General features: G+C 61.7%; 17 protein-coding genes. 14 read left to right on the top strand and 3 right to left on the bottom strand.

Annotation, left to right across the window (positions count from 1 at the left end; translation table 11 throughout):
• Position 1 precedes the first annotated feature (1 nt).
• From JYP46_RS06455 to JYP46_RS06445, 3 genes are all read right to left on the bottom strand, one after another.
• Complete coding sequence (locus tag JYP46_RS06455; RefSeq protein ID WP_412033251.1) at positions 2-1,129, bottom strand: GNAT family N-acetyltransferase; 1,128 nt, start codon at positions 1,127-1,129, stop codon at positions 2-4.
• Positions 1,130-1,316: 187 nt separating this feature from the next.
• On the bottom strand, positions 1,317-2,027 hold the full coding sequence (locus JYP46_RS06450; protein ID WP_206547608.1) for a glycerophosphodiester phosphodiesterase: 711 nt from the start codon (positions 2,025-2,027) through the stop codon (positions 1,317-1,319).
• Positions 2,027-2,494 (bottom strand): RidA family protein, encoded by a 468-nt coding sequence (locus JYP46_RS06445; protein ID WP_113155135.1) that lies wholly within the window; start codon positions 2,492-2,494, stop codon positions 2,027-2,029. The genes JYP46_RS06450 and JYP46_RS06445 overlap by 1 nt, the downstream gene beginning before the upstream one ends.
• A gap of 234 nt (positions 2,495-2,728) precedes the next feature.
• Here JYP46_RS06445 and JYP46_RS06440 point away from each other — a divergent pair, with 234 nt between their 5' ends.
• The 14 genes from JYP46_RS06440 to lpxB all read left to right on the top strand — a co-directional run bounded on the left by JYP46_RS06440 (position 2,729) and on the right by lpxB (position 17,064).
• Entirely contained in the window at positions 2,729-3,562 is an 834-nt protein-coding gene (locus tag JYP46_RS06440; protein ID WP_206547607.1) for a cell envelope integrity EipB family protein, read from the top strand.
• Between the two features lie 162 nt (positions 3,563-3,724).
• The gene (gene rpsB / locus JYP46_RS06435; protein WP_113155137.1) at positions 3,725-4,507 is read left to right on the top strand and encodes a 30S ribosomal protein S2; all 783 of its coding nucleotides are present in this window, start codon (positions 3,725-3,727) and stop codon (positions 4,505-4,507) included.
• A 104-nt stretch (positions 4,508-4,611) separates the two neighbouring features.
• Complete coding sequence (gene tsf, locus JYP46_RS06430) at positions 4,612-5,535, top strand: translation elongation factor Ts (RefSeq protein WP_206545350.1); 924 nt, start codon at positions 4,612-4,614, stop codon at positions 5,533-5,535.
• Between the two features lie 92 nt (positions 5,536-5,627).
• The gene (gene pyrH / locus JYP46_RS06425) at positions 5,628-6,374 is read left to right on the top strand and encodes a UMP kinase (protein WP_113156292.1); all 747 of its coding nucleotides are present in this window, start codon (positions 5,628-5,630) and stop codon (positions 6,372-6,374) included.
• A gap of 12 nt (positions 6,375-6,386) precedes the next feature.
• Entirely contained in the window at positions 6,387-6,947 is a 561-nt protein-coding gene (gene frr, locus JYP46_RS06420) for a ribosome recycling factor (protein WP_113155139.1), read from the top strand.
• 92 nt (positions 6,948-7,039) lie between these two features.
• A complete protein-coding gene (locus JYP46_RS06415; RefSeq protein WP_113155140.1) occupies positions 7,040-7,804 on the top strand; it encodes an isoprenyl transferase in 765 nt (254 codons plus the stop codon).
• Entirely contained in the window at positions 7,801-8,661 is an 861-nt protein-coding gene (locus tag JYP46_RS06410; RefSeq protein WP_206545349.1) for a phosphatidate cytidylyltransferase, read from the top strand. Before JYP46_RS06415 ends, JYP46_RS06410 begins: the two co-directional genes overlap by 4 nt.
• A 195-nt stretch (positions 8,662-8,856) precedes the next feature.
• On the top strand, positions 8,857-9,996 hold the full coding sequence (gene rseP, locus JYP46_RS06405) for an RIP metalloprotease RseP (protein WP_206547606.1): 1,140 nt from the start codon (positions 8,857-8,859) through the stop codon (positions 9,994-9,996).
• A 216-nt stretch (positions 9,997-10,212) separates the two neighbouring features.
• The gene (bamA, locus tag JYP46_RS06400; RefSeq protein ID WP_206547605.1) at positions 10,213-12,576 is read left to right on the top strand and encodes an outer membrane protein assembly factor BamA; all 2,364 of its coding nucleotides are present in this window, start codon (positions 10,213-10,215) and stop codon (positions 12,574-12,576) included.
• A gap of 65 nt (positions 12,577-12,641) precedes the next feature.
• Entirely contained in the window at positions 12,642-13,703 is a 1,062-nt protein-coding gene (lpxD, locus tag JYP46_RS06395) for a UDP-3-O-(3-hydroxymyristoyl)glucosamine N-acyltransferase (RefSeq protein ID WP_113155144.1), read from the top strand.
• Complete coding sequence (fabZ, locus tag JYP46_RS06390; protein WP_113155145.1) at positions 13,696-14,166, top strand: 3-hydroxyacyl-ACP dehydratase FabZ; 471 nt, start codon at positions 13,696-13,698, stop codon at positions 14,164-14,166. Before lpxD ends, fabZ begins: the two co-directional genes overlap by 8 nt.
• Positions 14,167-14,184: 18 nt before the next feature.
• On the top strand, positions 14,185-15,015 hold the full coding sequence (gene lpxA / locus JYP46_RS06385; protein ID WP_206547604.1) for an acyl-ACP--UDP-N-acetylglucosamine O-acyltransferase: 831 nt from the start codon (positions 14,185-14,187) through the stop codon (positions 15,013-15,015).
• A complete protein-coding gene (locus JYP46_RS06380) occupies positions 15,002-15,892 on the top strand; it encodes an LpxI family protein (protein ID WP_206547603.1) in 891 nt (296 codons plus the stop codon). The genes lpxA and JYP46_RS06380 overlap by 14 nt, the downstream gene beginning before the upstream one ends.
• Positions 15,889-17,064, top strand: a complete 1,176-nt coding sequence (gene lpxB / locus JYP46_RS06375) for a lipid-A-disaccharide synthase (protein WP_206547602.1) — start codon at positions 15,889-15,891, stop codon at positions 17,062-17,064. The genes JYP46_RS06380 and lpxB overlap by 4 nt, the downstream gene beginning before the upstream one ends.
• Positions 17,065-17,208: the final 144 nt, after the last annotated feature.

The raw sequence follows: 17,208 nt of genomic DNA, 5'->3' as shown, positions 1-17,208 counted from the left end.
GTCAACCCTTGCGGAAGGGCGTGTGGGTTTCGAGCACGCGGTTGATCTCGGCCACGTCGCGCCGCTCCAGTTCGAGATACTGCGCCACTGCGCGCCGGAGACCCGGATGCGGAATGTAGTGCGCCGAGCGCGTCGTGACCGGTTCATAGCCGCGCGCCAGCTTGTGCTGCCCTTGCGCGCCGGCCTCCACCGTCGACAGGCCGCGCGCGATGGCGAATTCGATGGCCTGATGGTAGCAGACCTCGAAATGCAGGAACGGGTGATGCTCGATACAGCCCCAGTTGCGGCCGAACAGCGTATCGGAACCGATAAAGTTGATCGCGCCGGCGATGTAGCGGCCTTCGCGGCGCGCCATCACCAGAAGAATGTCGTCGGCCATGCGTTCGCCGATCAGCGAAAAGAAGCGCCGGTTGAGATAGGGGCGCCCCCATTTGCGGCTGCCGGTGTCCAGATAGAAGGCGAAGAAATCGTCCCAGACGGCTTCGGTGAGCCCGGCTCCCGTCAGCCATTCGATCTCGATGCCGTTTTCAAGCGCCGTGCGGCGTTCCTTCTTCAGCGCCTTTCGCTTGCGTGAGGCAAGCGTGCCCAGAAAATCGTCATAGTTTTCATAGCCGCGGTTGAAGAAGTGGAACTGCTGGTCGGTGCGCAGAAGAAAGCCCGCATCATCGAGCGCTGCAATGTCCTCGTCACGGGCAAAGGTGACATGGACAGACGAAACGCCAAGCTTGTCGGTCAGCGTCTTCAATCCTTCCGCCAGCGCATGGCGCACCGCGTCGGGCGCTATGCCATCGCGCACCAGAAGGCGCGGACCCGTTGCCGGGGTGAACGGCACCGAAACCTGCAGTTTGGGGTAATAGTGTCCGCCGGCGCGCTCGAAGGCATCGGCCCAGCCATGGTCGAACACATATTCGCCCTGGCTGTGGGATTTCAGGTAGCAGGGGACTGCGCCGAGCAGTGCGCCATCTTCCGAGCGCAGGAAAAGATGCTGGCCAAGCCAGCCGCTTTCGCGCACCGCACAGCCGCTTTCTTCAAGACTTGAAAGGAAAGCGTGGGAAACAAAGGGATTGTAGGGCGCGCCCGCTGCCTGCGGGCCAGCGCCGGCGAGCGCTTCCCAGTCGGATGCCGGCATGTCGGCGAAGGACGGCGAAACCGTCAGCGTTACATCGCCTGGCATGGCGGCACTCGTTTGGGCTGATGACATGCCAGATAAGTAAGCGCGTGAGGCAGGGCGCTTCAAGGGGCAATGCCCCTTGAGGGCATATGGATGGAGCAGCGGCATTGCCCAAAAGGCGGAAACTCCCTTCGGGTCCGGTGCTTCAGGGCGTGAAACCCTCAAACGTCATCTGGTCGGCATGCCGGAAGGTGCGGTCAACGGCTTCCTGATCCTGCACCGTCCAGGTAATGACGGGCAGCGAAAGGCGCTCGCGCACAAAACTGACGAACGGGTTCGGCAGTTCCTTCACTGCATAGGACACGAAGGACAGATCGTGCGCCAGCATGGAGAAATGCGCCTCCATGGCTTCGGGCGAAAGCCCTTCGGCCGTCAGTCCGCGCGGAATGTCCGGCGCGAATTTGGCCAATTGCCGGACAAGACGGTGCGAGAACGACATCAGCACCACCTTTCCAGAATAGCCATGAAGCGTCTCCACGACTTTCCCGACAAGCGCGTCGTCATGCCCTTCCGAGCCCTTGAGCTCGATCACCAGCGGCACCTGGCCGGCGACCAGATCGAGCATTTCGCGAAGCGTCGGAGCGCAGTCCGACGTGCCGCCGATGGGCATTGCGCCCATTTCGGCGGCCGTTTTCTCTGCAATGGTGCCTTCCTGACCGGTGAGACGGCGCAGCGCGTGATCGTGAAAGACCATCGGAACGCCATCGGAGGAAAGATGGAGATCGCACTCGATGGAGAAGCCGCCATTGATGGCCGCCTGAAACGCGGGGAGGGTGTTCTCCCAGCGCACATTGTTCATGTCGTGCAGACCGCGATGGGCAATCGGCCGCTCGGTCAGCCAGGAAAGCGCACTCATTATTCAGCGACCTCGATGACGGCGTCGATCTCGACGGGCGCATTCATCGGCAGGGACGCCATGCCGACGGCTGCGCGGGCGTGACGGCCACGGTCGCCCAGAGCGGCGACGAGGAAATCCGATGCGCCATTGGCGACGAGATGCTGGTCGGTGAAGTCGGGCGTGGAAGCCACGAAGACGGAAATGCGCACAACGCGCTTGATGCGCTCCAGATCGCCGAGCGCGGCGCGCGCCTGGGCGAGAATGTTGACGGTGCACCATTTGGCGGCAAGCTTGCCGGCCTCAACGCCGAGCTCGCGGCCCAGAAGGCCCATCGCCATCAGCTTGCCGTCCTTTACGGGCAGCTGGCCGGAGGTCATCAGCAGGGAGCCGGTCTGGACGTAAGGCACATAGTTCGCCACGGGGGCTGCCGCCTCGGGCAGTTCCACACCCAGCTCCAACAGTCTTTTCTCGATCTCGCTTGCCATGATTGTCTCCCGGCATTTTTTGAATTCAAACAGAGCGGGCTCCGCACTGTCGGCAGATCTAAACGTCACTCGTGACAGTTTCGCAATCGAATCCGCCGTTGATGGGGAAAGCGCCGCAGGGCGAGAGGTTGCATATTTACCTCGCTTCCGCCACGACTCTTGTCCAAACGATAACGCTCCAGGCGGTCAATCCACTCTCCGACCGCGACAATGCCGAATACCGGGAGGTCGTACATGCGCGCATCGCGCTTATTTGCCTTGGCACTCACCGCCGTTTCGAGCGCCGCGATCAGTGCAGCGGCGGCCGAGCCCAACCTGCTCCCCCATCGGGCGGTCTATGATCTCTCGCTGGAACAGGCGAGCGACCGCTCGGGCATCAACGGCATATCGGGGCGTATGGTCTATGAGTTCGCCGGCTCGGCCTGCGAAGGCTACACGACGACGTTCCGCTTCGTCATGCGGCTTGAGACGGATGAGGCATCGCGGCTTTCCGATCAGCAGACCACCACCTATGAGGATGGAAAGGGCGAGGTCTTCCAGTTCGTCAACAAGATGTATCTGGACAACATGCTCGACCGCGAGGTGAAGGGCGTCGCCCGGCTGGAAGGCGATGAAACCCTGGTCGAACTGTCAAAGCCCGAGCGGCGCAGCGAAACGCTCGAGGCGACGCAGTTCCCGGTTCAGCATATGATTGAAGTGCTGGAGAAGGCGGCTGCCGGCGGCGGCTTTTATCAGACGACACTCTATGACAGTTCCGAAGATGCCGACCGGGTCATGATGACGTCGGTCACCATCGGCCAGCCGAAGCCGATGGAGGAGGGCGATGCCGAGAAACAGGCGGCAGCGCCGCTCGACAACCAGTCCTACTGGCCCGTGAGCATCGCCTATTTCGACCCCGGCAATGAGCGGGGCGAGACGCTGCCCGACTACGATATCGGTTTCCTGCTGCATGAAAGCGGCGTCACGCGCAGCCTCGACATGAACTATGGCGAGTTTTCGATTCGCGGTCAGCTTGTCGACCTCACCCTGTTCGATACGGCCGAAGAAGAGGCAGACTGCGCTGAATAGGCGCTTTTGCCGGCCTAACGCTTGCATTGTGCGCGATTAGTTCGTATATGCGCGCGCATTCCACACACGGATCTTGGTTCCGGTCGGGAGAAATCCGGTCGGCGCCCCCGGTGGCGGTTTCCGCCTGACGGTCCGTGGAGGTTCAACCGGAAAGGAAAAAGAATGGCACTGCCCGATATCAGCATGCGCCAGCTTCTCGAAGCTGGTGTTCACTTTGGTCACCAGACCCACCGCTGGAACCCGAAGATGTCCAACTACATCTTTGGCGCCCGCAACAACGTTCACATCATCGACCTCAGCCAGACCGTGCCGCTGATGCACCAGGCGCTGAAGGCCGTGTCCGACACGGTGGCCAAGGGCGGCCGCATCCTGTTCGTCGGCACCAAGCGCCAGGCTTCCGAGATCGTTGCCGACTCGGCCAAGCGCTCGGCTCAGTACTATGTGAACGCACGCTGGCTCGGCGGCATGCTGACCAACTGGAAGACGATCTCTCATTCCATCCAGCGTCTGCGCAAGCTCGACGAGCTGCTCGCTTCGGAAGCACAGGGCTTCACCAAGAAGGAGCGCCTGAACCTTGAGCGCGAGCGCGAGAAACTCGACCGCGCGCTGGGCGGCATTCGCGACATGGGCTCCACGCCGGACCTGATGTTCGTGATCGACACCAACAAGGAAGCGATTGCCGTTCAGGAAGCCAAGCGCCTTGGCATTCCGGTTGTCGCAATCGTCGACTCCAACTGTGATCCGGACGTTGTCGATTACCCGATCCCGGGCAATGACGATGCCGCACGCGCACTCGCACTTTACTGCGACCTGATCGCGAAGGCCGCAATCGACGGCATCGAGCGTCAGCAGGGTGCACTCGGCTTCGACATTGGCGAAGCGGTCGATGCGCCGGAAGAAGCTGCATTGAACGATGCCGCCGAGGGCGAAAACAAGGACGCCTAACAAGCGCCGTTCCGAAAATGTGGGGCTTATGGCCCCGCGACGGCCGCGCGGCAGACGACCAGCTACGCGGCCGTTTTTGTTAGAATATTGATGAAGAGGCGACGATGAGCATTACAGCTGCACAGGTCAAGGAACTGCGCGAGAAAAGCGGCGCAGGCATGATGGACTGCAAGACGGCCCTGAAGGAAAACGACGGTGACATGGAAGCAGCCATGGACTGGCTGCGCAAGAAGGGCATCGCCAAGGCTGACAAGAAGGCCGGCCGTACGGCTGCTGAAGGTCTGGTCGGCGTTGCAGGCGACGCAAACAGCGCCGTTGTCGTCGAAGTGAACTCCGAGACCGACTTCGTTGCGCGCAACGACGCGTTCCAGTCGCTCGTCAGCAACATCGCAACCGTTGCTCTGGGCACCGATGGCTCCATCGAGGCCGTTGCTGCTGCGACCTACCCGGAAACCGGCAAGTCGGTTGAAGACACCGTCAAGGACGCGATCGGCACGATCGGCGAGAACATGTCGCTGCGTCGTTCGGCGAAGCTTTCCGTCGAGAACGGTGCGGTTGCCAGCTACATCCACAACGCCGTGACCGACGGTCTTGGCAAGCTTGGCGTTCTGGTCGCCATCGAGACCACCGGCAATGCGGAAGCTGCCCGTGCATTCGGCCGTCAGGTCGCCATGCATGTTGCCGCGACCAACCCGCTGGCTCTGACCGAGGCCGATGTCGACCCGGTTGCCGCAGCGCGCGAGAAGGACATCTTCTCCGACCAGGCACGCCAGTCCGGCAAGCCCGAGAACATTATCGAGAAGATGGTCGAAGGCCGCATGCGCAAGTTCTACGAGGAGGTTGTCCTCCTGAAGCAGGCTTTCGTCATGAACCCGGATCTCTCGGTCGAGAAGGCGCTTGCCGAAGCCGAGAAGGAAATCGGCGCACCGGCGAAAATCGTCAGCTTCGTCCGCTTCGCTCTTGGCGAAGGCATCGAGCGCGAAGAGAGCGATTTCGCAGCCGAGGTTGCGGCAGCCGCCAAGTCTTAAGACTGGTTGTATAACTGCTTGATGATAAAGGGCGCCGCGTGACAACGCGGCGCCCTTCGTGTAACGCAGGGGCAAATTTGGAGACTATGAAGATGAGCGAAGCACGCTACCGGCGCGTTGTCCTTAAGGCATCCGGCGAAGCTTTGATGGGCGAGCAGGGATTCGGTATCGATGTTTCGGTGGTCGACCGGATTGCCCGCGATATCGTCGAGGCGCGCAAGATCGGCGTCGAGGTTGGCGTTGTCATCGGCGGCGGCAACATCTTCCGCGGTGTGGCCGTTGCCTCGAAGGGCGGCGACCGTGTGACGGGCGACCATATGGGCATGCTCGCCACGGTCATTAATTCGCTCGCCCTGCGCACCTCGCTCGTCAAGATGGGCGTTGATGCGGTGGTCATGTCGGCCATTGCGATGCCGGAGCTGTGCGAAAGCTTCTCCCAGCGTCAGGCGATGAGTTACATGGACGCAGGCAAGGTGGTCATCTTCGCCGGTGGCACGGGCAACCCGTTCTTCACGACCGACTCGGCCGCCGCTCTGAGGGCTGCGGAAATCGGCGCAGACGCGCTGTTCAAGGGCACGCAGGTGGATGGCGTCTATTCCGCCGACCCCCGCAAGGACCCGGACGCCACGCGCTTTGACACTCTCAGCCATGCACAAGTTATACGTGACGGGCTGGCGATTATGGATACCGCTGCGATTGCTCTTGCGCGCGAGAACCACATTCCGATAATCGTTTTCTCGATTCATGAAGAGGGCGGATTTAACGCCATCTTGAAAGGCGGCGGACATTGCACCATCGTGTCCGATGACGCCGATACCGAACAGCGTGCCGGTGCGTAAGGAGATTTAAGAATGGCCGACGGCGTTGATTTCAAAGATCTGAAGCGACGTATGGAAGGGGCAGTCAGTGCGTTTCAGCACGATCTTGCTTCACTTCGTACGGGCCGTGCTTCTGCCAACCTTCTGGACCCGATCCAGGTGGAGGCTTATGGCACGCCCATGCCGATCAACCAGGTGGCCACGGTGTCCGTGCCCGAACCCCGCATGATCTCCGTGTCGGTGTGGGACCAGAGCATGGTCAATGCCGTGGACCGCGCGATCCGCGAATCGAATCTCGGGTTCAACCCGATCATGGACGGTTCGACCCTGCGCATTCCGCTGCCCGAGCTCAATGAAGAGCGGCGCAAGGAACTCGTGAAGATCGCCCATCAGTACGCCGAGGGCGCCAAGGTTGCCGCGCGCCACGTGCGCCGCGACGGCATGGAGCATCTCAAAAAGGCCGAAAAGGATGGCGACATAAGCCAGGACGAGCTGCACACGCAGTCCGAACAGGTGCAGAAGATGACGGATGAGACCATCACCGTCATGGACAAGCTCCTGACCGAGAAAGAAGCCGAGATCATGCACGTCTAGGTCGCCCTGCGTCCATCCGGACGCATAGGGGACGATCCAGACCATCGATGGAGCATCGGAACAATCGAAAACCGGATTCCCGTTTCGGTCCGATGCTCTACCAGCCCCAGGGCTGCTCGAACGCGAGGGGAGGCAGATACGTGAAGCCGGCGCATGTGGCGATCATCATGGACGGCAACGGTCGCTGGGCGGAAGCGCGCGGCTTGCCACGCCGTGCCGGCCACCGCGCCGGTGTGGAGGCGCTGCGCAAGGCTGTGCGCTCTGCCGGTGAGCTGGGCATCAACTGGCTGACCGTTTACGCCTTCTCCTCCGAAAACTGGTCCAGACCGCGCTCCGAGGTGAATGACCTCATGGGCCTCCTGCGCCTGTTCATCAGGCGCGATCTGGCGGAACTGCACCAGAACGGGGTTCGCGTTCGCATTATCGGCGACCGCGAAAACCTCGAGAAGGACATCAAGTCCCTTCTGCTTGAAGCGGAAAATCTGACGGCGGAAAACACCAGCATGAATCTGGTGATCGCCTTCAACTACGGCGCGCGTGACGAGATCGTGCGCGCTGCCAAATCGCTCTTCGCCGATGTGCAGGCGGGAAAGATCACCGCCGACGACATCGATATCGATGGTTTCGGAAACCGTCTCGATACCGCCGGTATTCCCGATCCCGACCTGATTATCCGCACAAGCGGCGAGCAGCGCCTGTCGAATTTCCTTCTGTGGCAGGCAGCCTATGCGGAATTCGTCTTCCTGCCGTGCCACTGGCCGGATTTCGGCCGATGCGAGCTGGAGACGGCTCTGGCCACGTTCAACGCGCGCGAGCGCCGCTTCGGCGGTGTTGGAGCACGCGAAGCGGCTCTATGAGCAAGCCCGGCGATGAAGGCGGGCCGACACGGCGCCCGCGCAGCAATCTTCAGGTGCGGGCCGTTTCAGCGCTCGTTCTTGGAAGCGTCGTCCTTCTGATCACCTATCTGGGTGGCCTGCCGTTCCGTCTCATGGCGGCGGTCATGGCCGGCGCGATCCTTTATGAATGGCTCGCGATGCGACCCGGCTCGAAGACCGGCGTTCACGCGACCATCGCCATCGCACTTCTGGCGGTGGTGATGGCAATGATGATACTCGGCCTTTCAGCGGGCGCGGTTTTTCTGGCGCTGGCCGGTATTCTTGTCGTGCTTGCGCTTCATGGATGGGCGTCGGGCGAGGGGCTCGGAACCACGGCCGGCGTCGCTTACGCCGCAGCACCCGCAATCGCCCTGGTGCATTTGCGGGCGGACGACCAGTCCGGTTTCCTGGCAATCCTGTTTCTGTTCGCCGTGGTCTGGACCTCGGACATCATGGCCTATTTTACCGGCCGCAGTCTGGGCGGGCCGAAGCTTGCGCCTTCGATTTCTCCCGGCAAGACGTGGAGCGGCGCGATTGGCGGCGCGGCCTTTGCGGTTGTCGCAGGCGCGGCTTTTGCCATGCATGAAAGCACCGTCCATGGCGTGGTTCTGCTGGCGCTCATCGCGCTTGTTCTCTCTGTCATCTCGCAGCTGGGCGATCTGTTCGAATCAGCCCTGAAGCGCCGCAGCGGCGTGAAGGATTCGAGCAATCTCATTCCCGGCCATGGCGGGGTCATGGATCGTGTCGACGGGCTGATGGCGGCAGCGCTCGCCCTATATCTCGTGGCGGCGCTGCTCGGCAGTCCGGAGATGCCGGCTCACGCCTTTTTCCGGTTCTAGGGGCTGAGGGCGTTTGCCTTCGCAATGCCGGAATGGCATTGAAGTGTCGAATTCCGGGATTCGCCGTACAGCGTCGACGGAATCCCGCAGGCTGTTAAGCAGCAGCTTATTGGAACAGTGCAGCTGACGTTCTGAAAGTCATGCAGACATTTCGGATCGAGGCGCTGATGCAAACCGTAATCGAGTGGAACAACCGTGACCGATTTTTTCAGCACCATATTCAGCACGGACGGATTGCTGATCGGCACCATCGTGCCGTTTCTCTTCGTCCTGACCGTTGTCGTGTTCGTGCACGAGATGGGGCACTATCTGGTGGGGCGCTGGTGCGGCATTGGCGTGAAGGCGTTCTCGATCGGTTTCGGGCCGGAACTCTTCGGCTTCAACGACAGGCATGGCACGCGCTGGAAGCTGTCGGCCATTCCGCTCGGCGGCTATGTGAAGTTCACCGGCGACATGTCTGTGACCAGCACGCCCGATCCCGAATCGACGGAGCGCCTGTCGCCCGAAGAGCTGCGCGTCGCCTTCCATACCCAGCCGGTCTGGAAGCGCGCGGCCACGGTTTTTGCCGGTCCGCTGTTCAACTTCCTTCTCACCATTGCGGTTTTCGCGGTGATGTTCGCCGGTTTCGGGCGTTATGTGATGGAGCCGATGGTGGCCGAGGTTCGGCCCGACACGCCGGCCGCCATTGCCGGTTTCGAACCGGGCGACCGCTTCGTTTCCGTCGATGGATCGCAGGTGCGCAGCTTTGGCGATGTGCAGCGTCTCGTGTCCGGGCGGTCGGGCGACGAACTCTCCTTCGTGGTGCGTCGTGGTGATGAAGAGCTGGAGCTCAAGGCGACGCCCGAAATGGTCGAGCAGAAGGATGCACTCGGCAACACGGTGAAGATCGGAATCATCGGCGTCGTCAATGATGAGGAAATGGGCCAGCCGCGACTGGTTGAGTATGGCCCGCTGGATGCGCTGGGCGAGGCGGTCAAGGAAACCGGCTATGTGATCTATCGCACCGGCCAGTTTCTAAAACGCTTTGTCGCAGGGCGTGAGGACAGGTGTCAGCTTGGTGGCCCGGTGAAGATCGCCGATATGGCCGGCAAGGCGGCCCAGCTCGGCTTCGAATGGCTCGTACAACTTGTTGCATTATTGTCAGTCGGTATCGGTGTTCTTAATCTTTTGCCCATTCCCCCCCTTGATGGCGGGCATCTGGTGTTCTACGCCATAGAAGCTGTAATGCGTCGTCCTGTGTCCGAGAGGGTCATGGATGCGGTTTACCGCGTCGGCTTGTTCGCCGTTCTCGCATTCATGGGATTCGTTTTCTGGAACGACCTGTTCGGATGCTGAGGGAGGATCGGGAAGGCGGAATGTGTAAAAATTGAGACGATATTTACCATGGCTTTGAATTTCGCGTGACGCGAATGCCACTAAGCGGTGGTTCGTAAACGCAAATTAACCAGAAGGCTTGCGTGTAGGGAAAATCTGGCTATTACGATAGCTGCTTTTTTAGATTGTTCCTATTTCTCGCTGCGGGGACAAAGAGAATAGAGGTTTTCAGGCCCAATGAAGGCATCTTCTAGCTTTAAGAACGCCGTTTCGGCAGTAGCCCTTTCGGCGGGGTTGGCGATGACGGGGACGGTTGCCGTCCAGCTCGCCGCCATGGAAGCGGCCGAGGCCGCGACGGTCAGCCGTATCGAGGTGCGTGGAAACCGCCGCGTCGAAGACGAGACCATTCGCAACTATATCGACATTCGTCCGGGGCGCTCTTTCTCGAACGATGATGTGAACGAGGCCGTCAAGCGCCTGTTCGCAACCGGCCTGTTTGCCGACGTGTCGATCAGCCAGTCCGGCGGCGCGCTGATCGTGACCGTTGACGAGTATTCGATCGTCAACCAGGTCATTTTCCAGGGCAACAAGAAGATCAAGGACGCGAATCTGGCGCGCGCTGTTCAGCTGCAGCCTCGCAAGTCCTTCTCCAACCAGTCGCTCCAGGCTGACGAGGAGACGATTCGGGAAGCCTATCGCCGCATCGGTCGTGACGACGCAACCGTTACCGGCCGCACGCAGGCGCTTGACGACGGTCGCGTCAACGTCATCTTCGAAGTTCAGGAAGGTGGCCGCACGAAGATCGCCGCGATCAACTTCGTTGGCAACGAAGCTTTCGGCAATGGCCGTCTGCGCGACGTGATCTCGACCAAGCAGTCGAACTTCCTTTCCTTCCTGATGCGCGACGACATCTATGACGACAATCGTCTGCGCGCGGATGAAGAGACGCTGCGCCGTTTCTACTACAACCGTGGTTATGCGGATTTCCGCGTGATCTCGGCGACCGCCGACTTAGACGAAGTCGAGAACGCCTACACGGTGACCTTCACCGTGGACGAGGGCGAGCGCTATCGCTTCGGCAATATCGGCGTCGAGAGCACGGTCACCGGTATCGACACGGACGCTCTCAATGCAGAGATCAAGACCCGTCAGGGCAATGTCTACAGCGCCAAGAACGTTGAAGACTCCATCATTGCGCTGACCGAGAATGTGGCTGGCAAAGGCTATGCCTTCGCCCAGGTGACGCCGCGCGGCAACCGCAATTTCGAGACCCGCGAGATCGACGTCGTGTACTCGATCGACGAAGGTCCGCGCGCTTACATCCAGCGCATCGAGATCCGCGGCAACCAGCGCACGCGTGACTACGTGATCCGTCGCGAGTTCGATCTGAGCGAGGGCGACGCCTTCAATCAGGTGCTCGTGCAGCGCGCAAAGCGTCGCCTCGAAGGCCTCAACTTCTTCCAGACCGTCAACATCTCGACGGTTCCGGGTTCGCAGCCCGATCAGGTCATTCTGGTCGTTGATGTGGTTGAGAAGTCGACCGGTGAGTTCTCCATCGGCGCCGGTTACTCGACGGCTAGCGGCGACAGCAGCAGCGGCGGCTTCTCTGTTGAAGGCTCCGTCACCGAGCGCAACTTCCTCGGCCGTGGCCAGTTCGTCCGCATCGCGGCCGGCGGTGGCAAGGACTCGCGCGACTACTCGTTCTCCTTCACCGAGCCGTATTTCCTCGGTCGCCGGATTTCGGCTGGTTTCGACGTCTACCGCCGCACCCGCAAGTTCGACGACAAGTATGATCGCGACACCACCGGTGCGACGATCCGCTTCGGTCTGCCGATCACGGAAGCCCTGTCTTCGCAGCTCGCCTACAACTTCTCCCAGGAGGAGTATACGGGCGTTGGCGTTTGCGAAAACCCGTATGACGCAAGCTGTAATCTGGCCCCGGCTCTGCAGGACGCCATCGACGACGGCAAGTGGATCAAGTCCTCGGTTAGCGGCTCGCTGGTCTACAACACGATCGACGACATGAAGAACCCGCATTCGGGCCTTTATGCGAACCTCACGCTTGAGGTTGCCGGTCTCGGTGGCGATGCGAAGTTCGTGAAGGCGACGGCGCGCGGCACCTACTACCAGACGCTGTCCGAAGAACTCGATCTCGTCGGCCTGTTCACGGTTGGTGCCGGTCACATCCAGGCTCTGGATGGCGATCTGCGCGTGTTCGACCACTTCTCGAGCAGCGACCGCATCATCCGTGGCTTCGATTACAACGGCATCGGCCCGTACCAGAACGCTTCGGGTGGCGGCATCGACCACATCGGCGGCAAGACCTACTTCAACGCTTCGGCAGAAGCGCAGTTCCCGTTCCCGGTCCTGCCGGAGAGCTTCGGTCTTCGCGGCGCGGTCTTTGCTGATGCGGCAACGCTTTATGGCAGCGATATCGCAGGCGCCATCGGAACGGATCTGCAGTGGCGCGCTTCGGTCGGTGCAGGCCTGATCTGGGCTTCGCCCTTCGGCCCGCTGCGTGTCGATTACGCATACCCGATCTTGAAAGAAGACACAGACGACGTGCAGAACTTCAACTTCGGTATTTCGACCCGCTTCTAACCGGTTGACGTTTTCTGGCACACCCTGTTTAGCCCGGGCCCCGGTGGCCCGGGCGAAAGGTTTCCATGAAGGATCCTGAATTCTTTGCTCCCGCGCGCCGCATAACGGCAGGCGAGATCGCCTCGCTGACGGGAGCGAATCTCACGCATGCAGAGCATGCCGGGATTGTTATTGAAAGCGTTGCCGCAGCCTCTGAGGGCGGTGCCGGAACGCTTGTTTTCGTTGAAGGAAAGCGCAACGCCGATCTGGCAAAGGGCACAACGGCTTCCGCCGTTCTGTGCAGGGATGAGATCGCGGGCCATGTTCCCGAAGGTGTTGCCGTCCTCGTGGTCGACAAACCGCAGGCCGCTTTCGCGCAGATAACACGCCTTCTTTTCCCTCAGGCCATGCGCCCGGGCTCGATGACCGGCGAAACCGGCGTCTCCGCCCGTGCAAGCGTGGCCTCCGACGCAATTCTTGAAGACGATGTCACCATCGAGCCGGGAGCCGTTATCGGCTCCGGCGTGCATATCGGCAGCGGTACGATCATCGCCCCCAATGCGGTGATTGGAGCGGGCACGCGAATCGGACGCGAAAGCTATATCGGCCCCGGCGCCACCATTCAGTGCGCGATGGTCGGCGACCGCGTGATCATTCACGCCGGTGTGCGCATCGGTCAGGATGGGTTCGGCTATCTTCCAGGCCCCACCGGGCTCGAAAAACTGCCCCAGATCGGACGCGTCGTCATTCAGGACGATGTGGAGATCGGCGCAAACACCACAGTCGACCGTGGCGCGCTGGTCGACACGATCATCGGGCAGGGCTCCAAGATCGATAATCTCGTGCAGATCGCGCACAATGTCCGCCTTGGCCGGGGATGCATCGTTGCAGGCCATTGCGGGCTGTCCGGTTCCGTCACACTTGGCGATTTCGTGATGCTCGGCGGACGTGTCGGCATCGCGGATCACATTACCATCGGCTCAGGCGCGCAGCTTGCGGCTTCCAGCGGCGTCATGAATGACGTGCCGCCGGGAGAACGCTGGGCTGGCTCGCCGGCGCAGCCGATGCGGGAAGCTTTCCGCGAACTGGCCGCGCTGCGCGGTCTTGTTGGTGGAAGGAAGAAGAAACAGAGGGATGGGGATGACTGACTCCGCTTCGACCACGCTTGAAAGCCTCGACATCATGGACCTGATGCGGTTGCTGCCGCATCGCTATCCGTTCCTGCTGGTCGACAAGATCATCGAGATTGACGGCGACCGCTCTGCCATCGGCATCAAGAACGTGACGGCCAACGAGCCGCACTTCACCGGTCACTTCCCAACACAGCCGGTCATGCCGGGCGTGCTGATCGTTGAGGCCATGGCGCAGACCGCCGGTGCAATCTGCATCAACAATGCGGGTGATGAGAGCCCGTCTCTCGTCTATTTCATGACCATCGACAATGCGAAGTTCCGCAAGCCCGTCGTGCCGGGGGATCGCATGGAGATCCACGTCACCAAGGTCAAGCAGCGCGGCAGCATCTGGAAGTTCGACTGCGTGGCCAAGGTCGATGAGGCGAAGGTTGCCGAGGCCACGATTTCGGCACTGATGTCTGTCGAACAGGCTGGCTGACGGAAGAATATAGAATAGATGACCCGAGAGACCGTCATTCATCCCTCATCCATCATCGAACCCGGCGCAGAGCTGGGCGAGGGGGTGCGGATTGGCCCGTTCTGCCATGTTTCCGCTCAGGCGAAGCTGCACGACGATGTGGAGCTGATCGGCCATGTCACTATCATGGGCGACACCACGCTTGGCGCAGGCTGCCAGGTCTATCCGCAGGCGGTTCTCGGCGCTCCGCCGCAGAATTTCGGCCACAAGGGCGGTCACAGCACGCTTGAAGTGGGCGAACAGTGCGTCGTGCGCGAGGGCGTGACCTTTCATGCCGGCACGGACACCAGCCGTGGCAAGACCACGGTCGGTTCCCATGGCCTCTTCATGGCCTATTCCCATGTCGCGCATGACAGCGCGGTGGGCAATCATGTGACCATGGCGAATTATGCCGGTCTTGGCGGACATGCCGAGATCGGCGATCACGTCATCATCTCCGGCTATGCTGCGGTTCATCAGTTCGTGCGCATCGGTCATCACGCCTTTCTGGGCGGCTTTGCTGCCGTTGTCGGCGATGTGATCCCCTACGGCATGGCTGTGGGCGACCGTGCGCGCCTGCGCGGCCTCAATCTGGTCGGGCTCAAGCGCTCGGGCATGCCGCGTGAAGACATTTCGGCGCTGCGCAAGGCCTACAGGATGCTCTTTGCCGAAGGCGCTTCGCTTGAAGAGAACGCTGCCGCCGTTCTGCGCGCCTATCCCGATTCGGAACTGATCGGCGACGTGGTGGCCTTTGTCGGTGCAAAGGACAAGCGGCACTTCACGCTACCGGCGCGCGGCAAGGGCGCGGCCGAGGAAAATGAGACAGCCTGACCCCAAGTCGGTCCTGCCAGCGGGCGCCCGCGTTGCCGTGGTCGCCGGCAGCGGCGGTCTGCCACGCGATGTGGTGCGCACGCTGGTGAGGAATGGCCACAGGCCGCTCGTCGTCGCCATGGAAGGCGAGGCAGACTGGGTGGCCGGTGAAGATCAGAGCGCATTTGATCTCTGGCCGACGCCCGTTGAGCGTCTGGCGCTCTTTCTTCCAAAACTCAAGCGCGCAGGCGTGACGCATCTGGTTCTGGCCGGCGGCGTCAGCCGGCGACCGCCCATCCGCAAGGTGCGGCTCGGCTGGGACGTATTCCGGGCGCTGCCGAAGCTGATCGCCGCTTACGCCAAGGGCGACGATGGCCTGCTGCGGGCGGTGATCGCCTATATCGAATCGAAAGGCATCCGGGTTCTGGGCGCGCATGAGATCGCGCCGGAGCTTTTGTCGGCTGAAGGTGTCATGACCCGCACAAAGCCCGGCGCCAGAGACCGCAAGGATCTCGCCGCCGCTTATGAAGCTGCGCGCATGATCGGTGGTCTCGACATCGGACAGGCCGCCATCGCCGTCGGCGGGCGCGCTGTGGCTCTGGAAGGCATTGAGGGCACGGCCGGCCTGTTGGACCGGATGCGCGACATGCGCAACCATGGCCGCCTTGCAGGCAAGTCCGGGGGCGCTTTGGTCAAATGTGTGAAACCGGATCAGGATGAACGCGCAGACCTGCCGACCATCGGGCCGAACACCATCGAGGCGGCGCATGCAGCCGGCCTTGCCGGTGTGGGGCTGGAGGCGGGCCGCTCGCTGATCATAGATTATGCCGACACGATTGGCCGGGCCGACGCGCTTGGCCTGTTCATCGTTGGCCTTGAGCCGGAGGGGCGGGCATGAGCGCGAAAGGCGGGGCATTGAAACTGGCGATCATCGCCGGCGAGGAATCCGGCGATCTGCTTGGCGCGGATCTGGTCAAGGCGCTGCGGGTCGAAAGCGGCGCAGAGGTCGAACTCACCGGCGTCGGCGGGCGCAATTTGATGGCGCTTGGGTTGGAGCCGATCTTCAGTGCCGAGGAAATAGCGCTTATGGGCGTCAGCGCCATTTTGCGCGACTTGCCGCGTCTCCTGCGCCGTATCGGCCAGACAGCGCAGGCCATCGTCAAGGCAAAGCCCGATTGCCTCGTCACCATCGACAGCCCCGAGTTCAGCCTGCGCGTGGCGAAGAAGGTCCGTGCGCTCGATCCCTCCATCCCCATCATCCATTATGTCTGCCCCAGCGTTTGGGCCTGGCGACCGGGCAGGGCCATCGCGATGCGCCCGCATGTGGACGAAATCCTCTGCCTGCTGCCATTCGAACCGGCGGAGCTGGAACGGTTGAAAGGTCCGCCCGGAACCTTTGTCGGACATCGTCTGGCCACCGACCCCGATATTCTTGCAGCTGCCAGCGCACATCTTTCCGGACCCGCCAAGCCTGGCGATGCGCAGCGCGCGCTGCTGCTCCTGCCCGGATCGCGCCGGGGCGAGGTGTCGCGTCTTCTGGAGCCGTTTGGAGAGACTGTGCGGCACCTCCATGAAGCCGGGCACGACTTCCACCTGCTCATGCCCACCGTGCCGCATGTCGCGCCCATGGTGGAAGCCGCCGTGAAGGACTGGCCCGTTCAGCCGGAGATCATTCTGGAGCCTGCGCGCAAGTGGGAGGCCTTCGCCGAAGCCGATGCAGCCCTTGCCTGTTCGGGCACGGTGTCGCTGGAACTGGCGCTTTCACGGGTTCCGACAATCCTTTGTTACAAAACGGATTTTGTTGCGCGGGCGCTGATCCCGCTCATCACCGTCTGGTCGGCGGCGCTGCCCAATCTCATTGCCGGCTGGCCTGTCGTTCCGGAGCACTTCAACCAGTATGTCCGCCCGTCCTATCTGGCACGTCAGCTCACCGGGCTGTGGGCGGACAAGCCGCCGCGCGCAGCACAGATGGACGGTTTCCAGCAGGTCGCAGATGCGCTCGAAACGCCGCGCCCCTCCGGCCAGATCGCGGCCGAAGTCGTTATGCGGCACATCGCAGGCGCGGCCTGAAAACGGTGTAGTCAGACGCCGAGCGCTTGCCGTTTGATCAGGCGCGCTCGTGTTCTGAGACAGCGCATTACCGAACGGCTTCTTGACGTTTGCCAGCGTTCCCGCTAGATGGCGGTTGGCTGCAGACGCCCGCCGCCCGCTGAC

Source organism: Nitratireductor aquimarinus (genome assembly GCF_017255295.1).
Classification (GTDB): Bacteria; Pseudomonadota; Alphaproteobacteria; order Rhizobiales; family Rhizobiaceae; genus Nitratireductor; species Nitratireductor aquimarinus.
This window is presented reverse-complemented; position numbering and strand designations above follow the sequence as displayed.